The organism is Actinosynnema sp. NPDC053489 (assembly GCF_044544865.1).
Taxonomy (GTDB): domain Bacteria; phylum Actinomycetota; class Actinomycetes; order Mycobacteriales; family Pseudonocardiaceae; genus Actinosynnema.
In genome coordinates, this window is record NZ_JBITXT010000016.1 from 17,130 (window position 1) to 32,182 (window position 15,053).

Below are 15,053 nucleotides of genomic sequence, written 5' to 3' on the forward strand. Positions count from 1 at the left end.
ATGTGTGGGATAACGGGGTGGGTCTCGTTCGACCGCGACCTGACCCGCGAGCACGCGACCCTGGACGCGATGACGGTGACGATGGCGTGCCGCGGCCCGGACGCCTCGGGCACGTGGTCCGAGCGGCACGTCGCCCTGGGCCACCGGCGGCTGGCGGTGATCGACATCCCCGGCGGGGCGCAGCCGATGTCGGTGCGCACGCCGGGCGGCGAGGTGTCGCTGGTGTTCAGCGGCGAGGTCTACAACTTCGCCGAGCTGCGCGACGAGCTGATCCGGCGGGGTGAGCGCTTCGGGACCGCGAGCGACACCGAGGTCGTGCTGCGGGGGTACCTGCACTGGGGGCCCGCGCTGGCGGAGCGGCTGGTCGGCATGTACGCGTTCGCGATCTGGGACGGCCGGGAGCGGAAGCTGGTGATGGTCCGCGACCGGTTGGGGATCAAGCCGTTCTACTACTACCGCACGCCCGACGGCCTGCTGTTCGGCTCGGAGCCGAAGGCGATCCTGGCCAACCCGATCGCCGAGCCGGTGGTCGACGTGCACGGCCTGCGCGAGGCGATGTCCTACGCCTACAGCCCGCGCGAGGCGTTCTGGGCGGGGATGGACCAGGTGGAGCCCGGCACGGTGGTCACCGTCGACGCCGACGGCGTGCGCGAGCGCACCTACTGGCGACTGGAGACGCGTCCCCACAACGACGACCTGGACACCACCGTCGGGACGGTGCGCGAGCTGCTGGCCGACAGCGTGCGCCACCAACTGGTCGCCGACGTGCCGCGCTGCGTCCTGCTGTCGGGCGGGCTGGACTCGGGCGCGCTGACCGCGTTGGCCGCGATCCACCTGGGCGACGTCGAGCGGGTGCGGACGTTCGCGGTCGACTTCGTCGGCCAGGCCGAGAACTTCACGCCGAACGAGTTCCACGTCACCGCCGACACGCCCTTCATCAAGGACGTCGCCGAGCACGTCGGCTCCGACCACACCGACATCGTGCTGGACCCGAAGGCGCTGGCCGATCCCGAGGTCCGCAGGGCCGTCATCGCCGCGCGGGACTCGCCGATGACCCTCGGCGACATGGACCTGTCGCTGTACCTGCTGTTCCGGGAGATCCGGAAGCGGTCGACCGTCGCGCTCTCGGGCGACGCGGCCGACGAGATCTTCGGCGGCTACCGGCACATGCGGGCACCCGCGATCCAGCAGGCCCGCGCGTTCCCGTGGATCGCGGTCAGCGTGGGTCCGCTCGACAAGGACGGCACCGGGCTGCGGCCGGAGGTCCTGTCCTCGCTCGAGCTGGAGGAGTACCGGCTCGCCAGGTACGACGGCGCCGTCTCGGACGTCGGGCGGTTGGACACCGAGGAGGACCACGAGTACCGGATGCGGATCATGATCCACCTGCACGTGACCCGGTTCCTGCGGTTCCTGCTCGACCGCAAGGACCGGTTGAGCATGGCCGTCGGCCTGGAGGTGCGGGTGCCGTTCTGCGACCACCGGCTGGTCGAGTACGTCTACAACGCCCCCTGGTCGATGAAGACCTACGACGGCATGGAGAAGAGCCTGCTGCGCGGCGCGGTGAAGGACGTGTTGCCGGAGTCGGTCGCCTGGCGGCCGAAGAGCCCCTACCCGTCCACGCAGGACCCGCACTACGCCCGCGAGCTGCAACAGCAGGCCGGGGACCTGCTGGCCGACCGGGACAACGCCGTGTTCGAGTTGATGGACCGGGCGTGGTTGCGCCGCGCGGTCGAGGAGGACCCGACCGCCATGAGCAGGCTGGACCGGCTCGGCCTGGAGCGCACGCTCGACCTCGCCGTGTGGCTCGACCTCTACCGGCCCCGGCTGGTACTCGCCTGACCGGTCGGGAGGCCGTTCCCGCGCGGCACGGCCTCCCGACCCCGCTCACCCCCGACGAGGGGCGCGCGGCACGACCGTCATCGGGAGCCGACTGGGCACCGGCACGTTGGTCACCAGTTCCCGCACCGGTTTGCCGGGCACCGGCACGAGGCGGACCCGTGCCAGCACGGTGGCGAGCACCACGGTGATCTCCGCCAGCGCGAAGTTGCTGCCGAGGCACTGGTGCACGCCCGCGGCGAACGGGATGAACGCGTGGCGCGGCACGTCGGCGGCGCGCTCGGGCAGCCACCGGTCCGGGTCGAACCGCTCCGGCTCGGGGAAGCTGCGGGGGTCGTGGTGCAGGGCGTGCGGGCTGATGATCAGCTCGGTGCCCGCGGCCAGCCGGACACCGCCGAGTTCGACGTCGGTGACCGGGCGCCGCATCAGCAACCACGGCCCGTAGTGGCGGAGGACCTCGTTGACGACGCGACGGGTGCAGGTCAGCTCCGGGAGGTCCCCGACCTCGACCGGCCGGCCCCGCAGCACCTCGTCGACCTCGGCCACCACCCGCGACTCGACGTCGGGTCGCCGGCCCAGCTCGTGGAAGGCCCAGGCGAGCACGCGGGAGGCCGTCTCCACGCCGGCGACGAACAACGTGACGACCTCGTCGTGGACCTCCTCGTCGGTCATGCCCCGCCCGGTGTCCTCGTCCCGGGCGGCCAGCAGCACCGACAGCAGGTCGGAGTGCCCGTCGGGGCGCGCACGGCGTTCGGCGACCACCTCGCGCACGGTGCGGCGGACGTGCTCGACCGCCCGGTCGAACCGGCGGTTGGCCGGCAGGGGCAACGCGCCGACCAGGCCGGGCGACATCGCCCGCACGGTGCTCTGGCTGACGAGGACCCTGTTGCAGCGCAGGAACTCCCGCAGCCTCGGCGCGTCGAGGCTGTCGGAGAACAGCGCCCTGGCGACCACGGTGCCCGCGACGAGCTGCATGTCGTCGTCGATCGGGCGCGACTCCCCGGCCTGCCAGGAGTCGACCAGCTCGGTGGCGGCCCGCACCATGCTCGCGACGTACCCGGAGATCTCCCGCCGGTGGAACGCGGGCTGCACCATCCGCCGCTGCCGCCGGTGCCGCGCTCCGGTCGACGTGACGAGGCCGTTGCCCATGAACGGCCGCAGCTTGTCGAACACGCGGCCGCGCTCGTAGTTCCCGGCGTCGGCGACCAGCACCTGGTGCACCAACTCCTTGTCGGTCACCACGTAACCGGGACGGCCCGCGATGTGGACCTCGACGAGGTCGCCGTACCGGTGCAGCGACGACGTGAACCGGGTCCGCCGCAACAGCAGCGGGACCGTGTGACCCAGCAGCGGCAGCCAACCCGGCGCCCTGGGTGCTCTCGCGGTGGCCATCGAAGATCCCCCCGTGGGTGGGAACGGTCCGTCGCCCTTCGAAGTGCCGATCGGGGAAACGGGTCCGACGTGTGCCCCCCGGCTACGCGCGGACGCGGTCGCGCATCTCGCGATCCCTTGTGCAACAACGGTTATGGTAATTCACGGCGCGGTCGGACAACAGGTTCGGGCACGTGCGCCCCCGGCTGTCACTCGTTTGCCCCAACCGCGGCGCCCGGTCCCGGCGACGACTCCGTTCCCCGGGCGGGGAGCACACCGGAAACGTGGTACGCGCTCGACGCGATCCCGTTGCGTGGCTAGGCTTTTCGGGACGGGAACGTGAGCCCGTCGGTTCCCCCGAAGACCGCGTCGGGTGTCGACGCGGTCGTCCGCGCGTCCATTGGAACTCCGCGAGCAGGTTGGGAGCAGGTACCCATGACGAGCCAGACGAGGTTCCCCGTCATCGACATGGCCGGACGTGACGTCCACGGCGAGTCCGAGCGGCTGCGCGCCCTGGGTCGCGCGGTGCGGGTCGAGCTGCCCGGTGGGGTGATCGCGTGGTGGGTCACCGACCACGCGTTGATCAAACAGCTGCTCACCGACCCGAGGGTGTCCCGCGACACCTACCGCCACTGGCCCGCCTGGGGCGGTGGCGAGAGCGAACTGGCCAAGACGTGGTCGCTGTCCATGTGGGTGTCCCAGCGGAACATGATCGCCGCTTACGGCGCGGAGCACACCAGGCTGCGCAAGCTGGTGGCGAAGGCGTTCACCGCCCGGCGCACGCAGGCGATGCGCCCGCGCATCGAGGCGAGCGCCGCGGACCTGCTGGCCGGGTTGGCCGAGGTGCCCGCGGGCGAGGTGGTCGACCTGCGCCGGCGGTTCGCCTACCCGTTGCCGGTGCGGATGATCTCCGAGCTGCTCGGCGTCCCGGACGAGATCCGCGGCGACCTGTTGCGCGCGGTGCACGAGGTCATGGACACCTCGGCCACCCCCGAGCAGGTCCAGGCCACCGGCATCGAGGTGTACCGGCTGCTGCACGAGCTCGTCGCGATCAAGCGCGCCCGACCCGGTGACGACGTCACCACCGGCCTGGTCCAGGCGCATGAGGACGATGGCGGTCACCTGAGCGAGCAGGAGTTGGTGGCGACCGTGATGCTGATGTTCACCGCGGGCCACGAGACGACGGTCAACCTGCTCGACCACACGGTGACCTTGCTGCTGACCCACCCCGCGCACCGCGCCGCCGTGCTGGACGGCGAGCTGGCGTGGGAGGACGTGATCGAGGAGTCGCTGCGGTTGGAGGCGCCGATCACGAACCTGCCGCTGCGCTACGCCGTGGAGGACCTCGACCTCGGTGACGCGTTCATCCCCGCGGGTGACCCGATCGTGGTCGCGTTCGGCGCGGGCGGGCGCGACCCGAAGGTCCACGGCGACAACGCCGCCGAGTTCGACCCGACCCGGCCGACCCGCCGCGACCACTTCGCGTTCGGCCACGGCGTGCACCACTGCCTCGGCGCCCCACTGGCCCGTTTGGAGGGTGAGATCGGGTTGTCCGCCCTGTTCGCCAGGTTCCCGGCGATGAGGCTCGCCGTCCCGGCCGGGGAACTGCGCCCGTTGGGGTCGTTCGTCTCCAACGGCCACGCGGCGCTGCCGGTCGTGCTGACCGGGTGATCCGCGCGGGTCGCGGCGACCCGGGTGGCGGGACGCGCCCGGATCGCCGCGGGGAGCGCGCGTCAGGACACCCGGGGAGCCGGCTCCGGGGCCTGCTCGACCACCGGCGGCTTGAGGTGGCTGGTGGCCCAGGCGAGCAGGATGCCGACCCCGGCGATGACCGCCGCGGTGAGCACCGGCGCCGAGGGCCCGAACCCGCCGATCGCCACGCCGCCCGCGGCCGAGCCCGCGGCGATGCCCACGTTGACCGCGGAGGCCGGCAGCGAGGACGCCAGTTGGGCGCCGGGTCCGGCCAGCGTCACCACGCGGAGCTGCAGGGCGGAGGTCATGCTCATGGCGAGCACGCCCCACACCAGCATCACCAGGGCCACGAGGATCGGGACGGAGCCGACGAAGTAGAGCGCGAGCAGCGCGACCGCCGTGCCCGCCGTGCCGACGATCAGCGTGCCGGCCGCGTTCTTGTCGGCGAACCGGCCGCCCCCGAAGCTGCCCACCGCGGTGGCCAGGCCGTAGGCGAACAGGAACGCGCTGATCACCGCGCCGGTCACGCCCGTGACGTTCTGCAGGAACGGCACGATGTAGGTCAGGGCGGTGTAGAGGGACGCGAACACCGTGATGTTCACGGTCAGCATGCCGAGCACCCGGGGCGCGAACGCGTACTTCGCCTGGCCGCCCGCGCCGCGACCGGTGCCGGCCACGGAGGGGACCAGCGCCAGGGTCGCGACCAGCGCGACCACGCACAGGACGATGATCCCGGTGAACGAGCCGCGCCAGCCGAACTGCCGGCTCGCCAGCGTGCCCAGCGGCACGCCCAGCGCGGCCGACACGGTGACCCCGGAGATGATCAGCGAGATCGCCCGGCCCGCGCGCTCCGGCGGAACGATCGACAGGCCCGTCACGAACGCGACGCCGATGAACAGGCCCTCGACCGCGCCCGCCACGAACCGCGCCGCGATGAACAACCCGTACTCGGCCGTCGTCACCAGGACCAGGTTGGCCAGGACGAACACGACGAGCGCGCCGACCAGGACGACCCGCTTGTCCAGGGCGATCGTCAGCATCGTCAGGGCCGGGCCGCCGATCGCGATGCCCAGGGCGAAGGCGGTGACCAGCGCGCCCGCCGCGGGCACGGAGACGTCGAGGTCCGCGGCGATCAGGTCCAGCACGCCGACCACGAGCAGTTCCGCGCACCCCATGACGAACACGCCGAAGAACAGCGTGATCAGGACGGGAGTCGGACTCCTCCGGCTCGCCGCCGCCTGCTGGGTACTCATGTGCACCGTCCTCCACGCGTGTCCACGCGCGCCTCGCCATCCGCACGGGCGCTGACTGCTCTCATTTCGCAACCAGTTGTAACGGTAGGGCACAATGGTGGATGTCGGCAACCGGCCGGGAGGTGGGTGCGGTGCGCAAGGACACGCGGTCGAACTGCCCGATCAACCTGTCGCTGGAGATCTTCGGCGACCGGTGGACCCTGCTGGTCCTGCGCGACGTGATCTTCGCCGGCGCCCGCCACTTCCGCGAACTGCTCGCCGGCCCCGAGCGGATCTCCTCGAACGTCCTGGCCGACCGGCTCGCCGCGCTCGTCGAGCACGGCCTGCTCACCAAGGCCGACGACCCCTCGCACAAGCAGAAGGTCACCTACAACCTCACCGAGCAGGCCATCCAGCTCGTGCCCGTCTTCGCCCAGCTCAACATCTGGGGCACCCGGCACCTCCCGGTGACCGACGTGCACGCCGCCCGGGCCCGGGTGCTCGAGGACGGCGGCCCGCCGGCGTGGGAGGCGTTCATGGACGAACTCCGGGAGGTCCACCTCGGTCCGGGCGCCCGCCTGCGCCCCGCGCCGCCCGGCCCGACCGTGACGGCTCGGATGGAGGCCGCCTGCGCGGCCGTGCTCGACGGCGCTGCCGCTCCCTGAGCGCACCCCGCCCCCTCGCGCGGAGGGGAGGGGACCGGCGGCACGTACGACGCGGGCACGTCGCCCGGCGGGTCCTCCCTGCGGCGGCCATGATGGCGGTGGAGCGCCGCCGCGGTCCGCCGACGGGGAGGTGGGGTGAACAACGGCGGGAACGAAAAAGGCAAGGAGAAATCTCATCTCCCTGCCATGTTCAACATATAGCACACAGGGGGTCTTGCGGCAAGACCCCGGTGGTGCCGCAGAATCTCCCGCTGCGGCTCGGACCTGCGGAAAAAGCGTGCCGGTAGCGCGCCCGACCCGAGGACCGGCTGTGCGAAACGCGAGAAGCCCGAGAGGGCGGACGGGGGAAGTGGGCGGATGGGCCGTTACGTGCTCGATTTCCAGGACGTCGACCGGACGCGGGTCGCGGCGGTGGGCGGCAAGGGCGCGCACCTGGGGGAGCTGTCACGCGTCGAGGGCATCCGGGTGCCGGCCGGGTTCTGCGTGACGACGGAGGCGTTCCGGCGGGTCGTGGGGGACGCGCCGTCGATCGCCGAGCCGCTCGACCGGCTGGCTCGGCTCACCCCCGGGGACCGGGAGGGGATCCGCGAGCGCAGCGAGGAGGTCCGGCGGGCCGTCGAGGGGATCGCCATCCCGGACGACGTGGCCGAGGCCGTCACCGGCGCGCTGGACGACGACGTGCCCTACGCCGTCAGGTCCAGCGCCACGGCCGAGGACCTGCCGGGCGCCTCGTTCGCGGGCCAGCAGGACAGCTACCTCAACGTCGTCGGCGCGCGGGAGGTGCTGCGGCACGTCAGCCGGTGCTGGGCCTCGCTGTTCACCGAACGGGCCGTGACCTACCGGCTGCGCAACGGCTTCGACCACCGCGGGGTCCACATGGCCGTGGTCGTGCAGCGGATGGTCTTCCCGCACGCGGCCGGCGTCCTGTTCACCGCCGACCCGGTCACGTCCAACCGCCGGGTCGCCACCGTCGAGGCGACCGTCGGCCTCGGCGAGGCCCTGGTGTCCGGCCTGGTCAACGCGGACTCCTACCAGGTGCGGGACGACCGGGTGGTGGCCAGGGCGATCGCCGCCAAGGAGCTGGCCGTGCACGCCCTGCCGGGCGGCGGGACGGGGGAGCGGGCGACCGACCCGGAGCGGCGCGACCGGCCCGCGCTGACGGACGAGCAGGTGGTGCGGCTCGTGCGGCTCGGCCGGCGGGTCGAAGCGCACTTCGGCCGTCCCCAGGACATCGAGTGGTGCCTGGACGACGACGGCTTCCAGATCGTCCAGAGCCGCCCGATCACGACCCTGTTCCCCGTCCCCGAGGCCGACGACGGGGAGAACCACGTCTACCTCTCCGTCGGCCACCAGCAGATGATGACCGACGCCATGAAGCCCCTGGGGCTGTCGGTGTGGCAGCTGACCACGCCCCGACCGATGGCCGAGGCCGGCGGGCGGCTGTTCGTCGACGTCACCCGCCAGCTCGCGTCCCCGACGACCCGCGCCGGCCTCCTGGGCGTCGCCGGGAAGTCGGACCCGCTGATGCAGGACGCGCTGCGTACCGTCCTCGACCGCGACGGCTTCGTCCCGTCGCTGCCCGACGAGGCGGCCGCACCGCCGATCCCGGGCGCCGCGCCGGTCGCGGTCGAACCCGACCCCGCCCTCGTCGCGGAGCTGATCCGGCTCGGCGAGGAGTCCGTCGCGGCGGTCAAGGCCGAGATCCGCGCGAAGACCGGACCGGAGCTGCTCGACTTCATCCTGGACGACGTCCAGGAGCTGCGACGGCTGCTGTTCGAGCCGCGGAGCCTCCAGGTGATCATGGCGGCGATGCAGGCGACCTGGTGGCTCAACGAGCACCTGCTGGAGTGGCTGGGCGAGCGCAACGCGGCCGACGTGCTCACGCAGTCCGTGCCGCACAACGTCACCTCGGAAATGGGGTTGGCGCTGCTCGACGTCGCGGACGCGATCCGCCCGTTCCCGGAGGTCGTCGCCTTCCTGCGGGACGTCCGGGACGACGACTTCCTCGACCGGCTGGTCGGGCTCGACGGCGGCCGGGAGGCGCGCGACGCCATCACCGCCTACCTCGACAGGTACGGCATGCGCTGCGTCGGCGAGATCGACATCACCAGGCCGCGGTGGAGCGAGCGGCCCACCGCGCTGCTGCCCGTGCTGCTGACCAACATCGCCGACGTCGAGCCGGGCGCCGGCGCGCGGCGCTTCGAGCGGGGCCGGCAGGAGGCGGCGAAGGCCGAGCGGGACCTGCTGGAGCGGTTGCGGGCACTGCCGGACGGCGAGCGGAAGGCCGGGGAGACCAAGCGGAGGATCGACCTCGTCCGGACGTTCACGGGGTACCGCGAGTTCCCGAAGTACGGCATGATCAGCCGCTACTTCGTCTACAAGCGGGCCCTGCTGGGCGAGGCCGCGCGCCTGGTGCGGGCGGGCGTGCTGCGCGAGGCGGAGGACGTCTTCTTCCTGAGGTTCCAGGAGTTCCACGAGGTCGTGCGCGCGAACCGGGTGGACGACGGGCTGATCGCCCGGCGCAAGGAGGCGTTCCGGTCCTACGAGGCGCTGACGCCGCCGCGGGTCATCACCTCGGACGGCGAGACCGTCAACGGCGCGTACCGGCGCGACGACCTGCCGGCCGGGGCGCTGGTCGGCCTCCCGGTGTCCGCCGGGACCGTGGAGGGGCGGGCGAGGGTCATCCTCGACATGGCGACGGCCGACGTGGAGCCGGGCGACATCCTGGTCACGGCCCACACCGACCCGAGCTGGTCGCCGTTGTTCGTCGCGGTCGCGGGCCTGGTGACCGAGGTCGGGGGCCTGATGACGCACGGCGCGGTGATCACGCGGGAGTACGGCCTGCCGGCCGTCGTCGGCGTCGAACGCGCCACGCGGGTGATCCGGGACGGCCAGCGCATCCGCGTCAACGGCACCGACGGGTACGTCGAGATCCTGTCGTAGACCGGTCGCACCGCTCTCTCACGCGGAGTCCGCGAAGAACGTCACGGCCGACCAGTAGGACAACGCGAACCACGCCAGGTAGATCACCGTCGACCGCGCGAACTGGTGTCGCAACGGCACGGCCGGCGTGTCGACCTCCCGGCTCGGGACCGTCGGCAGCCACCGGCGTACCGGGTCGGGGTCGGGGGTGAGCCAGGCGACCGCCAGGAAGGCGTTGACCAGCGCGCCCAGCAGGACGGTGCCCAACTGGTCGTCGAAGGACAGCAGGAACTGGAGCTGCGTGGTGAAGAGGACGACCACGACGGTGTTCAGGCGCGCCCGGAACCGCGGGTAGGTGGTGCGGCACGACGCGAGTTCGACGGCCAGCCAGAAGAGGTACAGGCAACAGGGCACGCAGACGAGGAACATCAGCCGGGTCACCACCGGGACGAGGCGGCCCGCGCCCTCGTCCTGGATGAAGCTGCTGTGCGCACGACCCCCTCCGAACAGGGTGACGGCCAGCAGCCAGGTCGCGCACAGCCTCATCGCGTGGCTCTTGTACCAGACGGGTCCGGGCACGACCACCCTGGTCAACCTCTCCGGGAGGGCCGGGAAGGAGTAGCCCGCGCTCGTCGGCGAAGCCGGCCGGAGCGAGCGCGCGAGCAGGGCGAGCTTGTCGCGGGACCGCTCGCGGTGGTCGAACCACTGGTGCCGGCTGAGCAGCTCCGAGGTCTCGACGTGCCGGATGCTCGTGCACACGACGTAGACCAGGTCGGACCCCTCCCGCTCGACGTCCTCGAGCCAGTCCAGCGGGGTCCGGTTGGTCAGCACGACGATCCCGCGTGGCGTCGGACCCCCGCCGTCGGCGCGCGCCCGGTCGGCCAGCGCCGCCTCGACCTCCCTCGCGACCTCCCTGTCGGCGGGGTGGTGCAGCAGCCGCCACCCCGCCGACTCCTCCGGTCGATCGGCGCGGTGCGGCGGGGCGGTCGCGATGCGCGCGCCGGGCACCGCGTTGTGCCGCAACCGCAACTCGTCGGGCGCGACACCGGTGGCCAGCCGGCGGTACAGGGACGCCGAGCGCCGGGACGTCCGGAACGCGATCACCGCGAGCCCGAAGAGCAGGAGCGCGGGCCACCGCCACCGCGCGGCGGTGGTCGTCAGGCAGGACCCCGCGTCGCCAACGGAGAGGAAGGGGGAGCCGTGGTCGAAGTGCGTCGCGGAGCTGTACTCCACGTACCGCCCGAGGAGCACGTCGTCGAGGTCCCGCCACGCCGACGAGTTCAGGTTGGCCGGTGTGGACATGAGGCCGTGGCTGATGCTGACGACGACGTGGCTGGTCGAGTGGTCGATGAAGCTGGTGTTCAGGTAGAGCCGGCACGAACCGAGCAGCGCCAGTGGCAGCAGGCCGAAGAAGAACCTGCGCCGGTAGAGGATCGCCACCAGGAGGAACGCCGCCAGGGCCGTCAGCGCCAGCGTCACCGCGGTGATCCCGAGGAACGCGTAGACCTTGCTGGACAGCCCGTGGAAGGTGAACCCGAGCAGGTGGGTCGTGAAACCCGGGTCCGACCTCTCGGGGATGTTCTCCTCGTGCGGGGTGGTGATCGCCACCAGGGTCCGGGCGTTGAGGACGTCGAAGAACAGGCTCGCCGCGACGATCAGGGCCAGCGTCGCGGTCGTGAGCACGACGCTCGGCGGGAGGCGGAGCGGGAGGCGCAGCGGGTTGCCCCTCGGGATCCGGTCGCGGTGGTGGCGGGGTCGCGCCAGCAGCTCGACCAACGCCTCCACCTCCGGTTCGAACCGGCTGCGCATGTCGATGACCGCCACGGCTTCGCGCTCCAGCTCGGGTGGCAGCTCGACTGCCTCGAAGAGCACGACGTACACGCGCTTGCCGCTCCCGAGCGCCGCACGCCACTCGTGGTCGACGTGGGGTGAGCGCATGGCGTCGCGCGAGGCCACCAGCACCAGGGACGCGCATGCCGCGAGACCCCGGTCGATGCTCTCCCTACAGTCGACCCCCGCCTGGATCCGGTGCGTGTCGAACCACACGGACACCGCGCTGTCCTCCAGTCGCAGCATCAGCGATTCGGCGAAGTAGAACTGCTTGCGGGAGTAGCTGAGGAAGACGTCGGGCTTCCCCGCCGGCCCTCCCCGTCCCGCCGGCTGCCCGGCGTCGTGGTCCGGCGACGCGCGGACCCCGTCCACGTCGCCGGTCGGGTTGTCGCGGTCGCGGTGGTGGACGTGGAGCAGGGCGATGGCGCCGGCGATCGTCGCCACCACGATGGGCGCGTCCGGCGACGCCTTGGTGAACAGGGCGATGAGCACGCGCAACGCCTCGGCGGAGACGGCCACGGCGAACCCGGCCCTGCGCCGCGCGAGGACGAGCAGGACGCCGACCACCTCGCCGCCGGACACCACCCCCGCGACGAGGTCCCACGGTGACGAGGAGCGGTTGTGGTCGACCTCGAACTCGGTGATCGTGGTGTACATCGCCCAACCCGCCTGCACGACGACCGCGCAGAGCAGGAGGGTCCGCAACGTGCCGTTCTTCGTCGGGGAGCGCGTGCCGGCGCTTTCGAGCATGGTCCCCCACCCGGTGCCGCGGTCGCGGAAGTCGACGTCCGGCCGAACACGGTAGCGCCGCGGCACCCCGTCCCGTGCCGGATCGGAGCGGGAAGCCCCGGAACGAGCCGCGGAGCCGCCGGTCGGTGCCCATCGGGTGGGTTCCGGCCGTTGTGGCGTCGCTCGTCCCGACGACGGCCTTGGTCCCAGCGGCGTCCGCGACACCCGGGTCCGCGGAGGCGGTGCCCGGCGGTTTCTCCCGCGGCGGCTCGACGCCGGTCGACCGCCCCGATCACCGGGTCGGCGTTCCGGCCCGCGGCACTAGTCGAGCCGCAGGACGGTCTCCTCGATCTCGGTGCCGCGGGCGGGCGCGTAGGAGGTCTCGGTGCCGACGACCGCGAAGCCCGCCCTTCGCAGCACCCGGAGCGAACCGGCGTTGTCACCGGCGGCGCGGGCGTGCAACGGCCGGGTGCGGACCTCGTCGAGGAACAGGGCGAGGGCCCGACCCGCGACGCCCTGCCCCCACACCGCGCGGTCGATCCAGTAGGTGATCTCCGTGTCGCCCTCCACGACGAAGCTGGAGATGCTGCCGACCAGCGCGCCGTCGCGCGTCACCGCGCGCAGCGCGACGTCGTGCGCCGACCGCACCTTCGCCATGTGGGCGTCGAACGCCGCGCGGTCGTCGGGGTCCTCCGCGGTGAAGGCGGCCATCCGGACCGACTCCGGGTCGCGCATCTGGTCGAACAGCGCGTCGAGGTCCGAGTCCTCGACCGCCCGCAACGCCACCTCTGCCACCGACGTCCCCCCTCCACCCGGCCCACGTGGACGCGCCGGAACGTACCAGCCACCCCCGACAACCCCGGTGCGCTCGCCGGAGGTCCGGTTCACGAGGTCGCCGCGCGCGCCTCGACCCGCCGGGCGACGGCGAGCAGGTGCGGCTCGCGCAGGTGGTGGGCCTTGGCGTTGGGGGAGTCGGGTCCGTGCCGGTCCAGCATGTCGGCCAGCCGGTCCCGGATGGACACCCGGCGGCCGCGGCTGTCGACGGTCTGGTCGGCGTGGGTCAGGGCGTCGGCGACGGGTCCGGTCTCCCGCGGGTAGGCGGCCAGCGGCACGTCCAGGCCCAGGACGGTGGCGACGAAGCGGGCGCCCGAGTGGTGCGCGACCAGGGCGGCGATCCGGCGCGGCCAGCCCAGCCGGTCGAGGTGGCGCGCGCCGTCGAGCGGGTGGAAGCCGGTGTCCACCACGGGCGGCGCGTAGCCGATGTCGTGCAGCCACGCGGCGGCGACGAGCAGGTCCCGGTCGCCGGTGGTGACCGTGGTGGACAGTTCGGCGGCACGGGCCGCCACGGCCGCCGTGTGCCGCCAGCGGTCCCCGGTGGACCCGAGCAGGCTCGCCGCCAGGTCGTGCGCGTGCTCGGCGTAGGGCGGGGTGGTCACGCGGTCGGATTCCCCGAGCACCTGAATGGTGGGTGAACCCGGGGTGAACCGGCGGCGGTCGCGCCCGGAATTCCGGTGCGCCCACCGCGGGGCCGTCCACTTCGGCGCACCCGACGCCATTGGGTCCGACGCCATTGGGCCACGCGAACCGGGAAAACCGGCGGATTCGCCGCGATCAGCGCCACGACGATTCTTGAGGCCGGCGATCACCCGAATCGGTTCGGGATCGCGGTCCCTTTTGCCCGCCGCGGTCGGCGCGATTCCGCGGCCGCGCGGGGATCCGCCATCACCGCAGATCAGGGCGGGTGAGAGAATCGGGGCGTGTCCGCGACGAGCAGTGACTTCGACAAGGCGGCCGGTGTGCTGCGGGCCGGGGGCCTGGTGGCCTTCCCGACCGAGACCGTCTACGGCCTCGGCGCGAACGCCGAGGACCCCGCCGCGGTCGCGCGCGTCTTCCAGGTCAAGGGCCGCCCGCCGTCCCACCCGCTGATCGTCCACCTCGCCGCCGCGGAGCGGCTGGACGGCTGGGTGGAGGACGTCCCCGAGACCGCGCGCGTGCTGGCCGAGCGGTTCTGGCCGGGCCCGCTGACGCTGGTCCTGCGGCGCGGTCCCCGGGTGTCGCCGGAGGCCACCGGGGGACTGGAGACGGTGGCGGTGCGGGTGCCCGACCACCCCGTGGCGCTCGGGCTGCTGTCGGCCTTCGGCGGCGGGGTGGCGGCGCCGTCGGCCAACCGCTTCGGGTCGGTCAGCCCCACGACGGCGGACCACGTCCGCGCGGAGCTGGGTGACGCCGTCGACTTCGTGCTGGACGGCGGTCCGTGCGAGGTCGGCGTCGAGTCGACCATCGTCGACGCCACGGGTGACGTCCCGGCCGTGCTCCGACCCGGAGGGGTGACGCGCGAGGACCTCGAGGCCGCGCTGGGACGCGCGTTCGCCGTCCCCGCGGCCAGCCCCGTGCGGGTGCCCGGCCAGCACCCGTCGCACTACGCGCCGCGGGCGCGGGTCGTCCTCGTGGAGCCCGAGGAGGTCGTGGTCGAGGCGGAGCGGGCACGGGAGCGGGGGCACCGGGTCGGCGTCTTCCTCCCCCCGGCCCTGGCCGGCTCCCCGGTGGAGGCGCACGCCGTGGTGGCGGTCCCCGGCTCGACGGCGGCCTACGCGCGGGGGCTGTACGCGTTCCTGCGGGACCTCGACCGGCAGGGGTGCGACCTCATCGTCGCCTCCCTGCCGGCGGAGGAGGGGCTGGGGCTGGCGATCGCCAACCGGCTGCGCCGCGCCGCGGGGCCCAGGTCCGCCGTGCCCCGACCCCCAGCGCCCTGATCGTCTGGGTGACGGTCCTCCGT

The 15,053-nt window shown here is 72.9% G+C and carries 10 protein-coding genes; 5 read left to right on the forward strand and 5 right to left on the reverse strand.

Annotation, left to right across the window (positions count from 1 at the left end; genetic code table 11):
• Nucleotides 1–1,839, forward strand: coding sequence for an asparagine synthase (glutamine-hydrolyzing) (asnB, locus tag ACIGNX_RS29525; RefSeq protein WP_396544091.1), 1,839 nt, complete (start codon nucleotides 1–3; stop codon nucleotides 1,837–1,839).
• A gap of 45 nt (nucleotides 1,840–1,884) precedes the next feature.
• On the opposite strand, the gene ACIGNX_RS29530 is transcribed toward asnB, so the two are convergent.
• The gene (locus ACIGNX_RS29530; RefSeq protein ID WP_396544092.1) at nucleotides 1,885–3,228 is read right to left on the reverse strand and encodes a cytochrome P450; all 1,344 of its coding nucleotides are present in this window, start codon (nucleotides 3,226–3,228) and stop codon (nucleotides 1,885–1,887) included.
• Between the two features lie 414 nt (nucleotides 3,229–3,642).
• Between ACIGNX_RS29530 and ACIGNX_RS29535 the strand changes: the two genes are divergently transcribed.
• Nucleotides 3,643–4,878, forward strand: a complete 1,236-nt coding sequence (locus tag ACIGNX_RS29535) for a cytochrome P450 (RefSeq protein ID WP_396544093.1) — start codon at nucleotides 3,643–3,645, stop codon at nucleotides 4,876–4,878.
• A gap of 62 nt (nucleotides 4,879–4,940) precedes the next feature.
• Here ACIGNX_RS29535 and ACIGNX_RS29540 read toward each other — a convergent pair whose 3' ends face one another.
• Nucleotides 4,941–6,152 (reverse strand): MFS transporter, encoded by a 1,212-nt coding sequence (locus ACIGNX_RS29540; RefSeq protein WP_396544094.1) that lies wholly within the window; start codon nucleotides 6,150–6,152, stop codon nucleotides 4,941–4,943.
• A gap of 131 nt (nucleotides 6,153–6,283) precedes the next feature.
• On the opposite strand from ACIGNX_RS29540, the gene ACIGNX_RS29545 reads away from it, so the two are divergent.
• Together ACIGNX_RS29545 and rph are read left to right on the forward strand one after the other, a co-directional pair.
• A complete protein-coding gene (locus tag ACIGNX_RS29545) occupies nucleotides 6,284–6,796 on the forward strand; it encodes a winged helix-turn-helix transcriptional regulator (protein ID WP_396544095.1) in 513 nt (170 codons plus the stop codon).
• A 357-nt stretch (nucleotides 6,797–7,153) separates the two neighbouring features.
• Nucleotides 7,154–9,739, forward strand: a complete 2,586-nt coding sequence (rph, locus tag ACIGNX_RS29550; protein ID WP_396544096.1) for a rifamycin-inactivating phosphotransferase — start codon at nucleotides 7,154–7,156, stop codon at nucleotides 9,737–9,739.
• A gap of 18 nt (nucleotides 9,740–9,757) precedes the next feature.
• On the opposite strand, the gene ACIGNX_RS29555 is transcribed toward rph, so the two are convergent.
• From ACIGNX_RS29555 to ACIGNX_RS29565, 3 genes are all read right to left on the reverse strand, one after another.
• The gene (locus ACIGNX_RS29555; RefSeq protein ID WP_396544097.1) at nucleotides 9,758–12,298 is read right to left on the reverse strand and encodes a toll/interleukin-1 receptor domain-containing protein; all 2,541 of its coding nucleotides are present in this window, start codon (nucleotides 12,296–12,298) and stop codon (nucleotides 9,758–9,760) included.
• A gap of 300 nt (nucleotides 12,299–12,598) precedes the next feature.
• Nucleotides 12,599–13,072: a GNAT family N-acetyltransferase gene (locus ACIGNX_RS29560; RefSeq protein WP_396544098.1), complete on the reverse strand. Its 474-nt coding sequence runs from the start codon at nucleotides 13,070–13,072 to the stop codon at nucleotides 12,599–12,601.
• An 89-nt stretch (nucleotides 13,073–13,161) separates the two neighbouring features.
• A complete protein-coding gene (locus ACIGNX_RS29565; protein WP_396544099.1) occupies nucleotides 13,162–13,713 on the reverse strand; it encodes an HD domain-containing protein in 552 nt (183 codons plus the stop codon).
• Nucleotides 13,714–14,034: 321 nt separating this feature from the next.
• Between ACIGNX_RS29565 and ACIGNX_RS29570 the strand changes: the two genes are divergently transcribed.
• The gene (locus ACIGNX_RS29570; RefSeq protein ID WP_396544100.1) at nucleotides 14,035–15,030 is read left to right on the forward strand and encodes an L-threonylcarbamoyladenylate synthase; all 996 of its coding nucleotides are present in this window, start codon (nucleotides 14,035–14,037) and stop codon (nucleotides 15,028–15,030) included.
• Nucleotides 15,031–15,053 lie beyond the last annotated feature (23 nt).

Excerpts from the sequence above, each read along its gene's own strand:
- ACIGNX_RS29530 (WP_396544092.1), bottom strand. The coding sequence starts at position 3,228 with ATGGCCACCGCGAGAGCACCCAGGGCGCCGGGTTGGCTGCCGCTGCTG.
- ACIGNX_RS29555 (WP_396544097.1), bottom strand. The coding sequence starts at position 12,298 with ATGCTCGAAAGCGCCGGCACGCGCTCCCCGACGAAGAACGGCACGTTG.
- ACIGNX_RS29540 (WP_396544094.1), bottom strand. The coding sequence starts at position 6,152 with ATGAGTACCCAGCAGGCGGCGGCGAGCCGGAGGAGTCCGACTCCCGTC.
- asnB (WP_396544091.1), top strand. The coding sequence starts at position 1 with ATGTGTGGGATAACGGGGTGGGTCTCGTTCGACCGCGACCTGACCCGC.
- ACIGNX_RS29535 (WP_396544093.1), top strand. The coding sequence starts at position 3,643 with ATGACGAGCCAGACGAGGTTCCCCGTCATCGACATGGCCGGACGTGAC.
- rph (WP_396544096.1), top strand. The coding sequence starts at position 7,154 with ATGGGCCGTTACGTGCTCGATTTCCAGGACGTCGACCGGACGCGGGTC.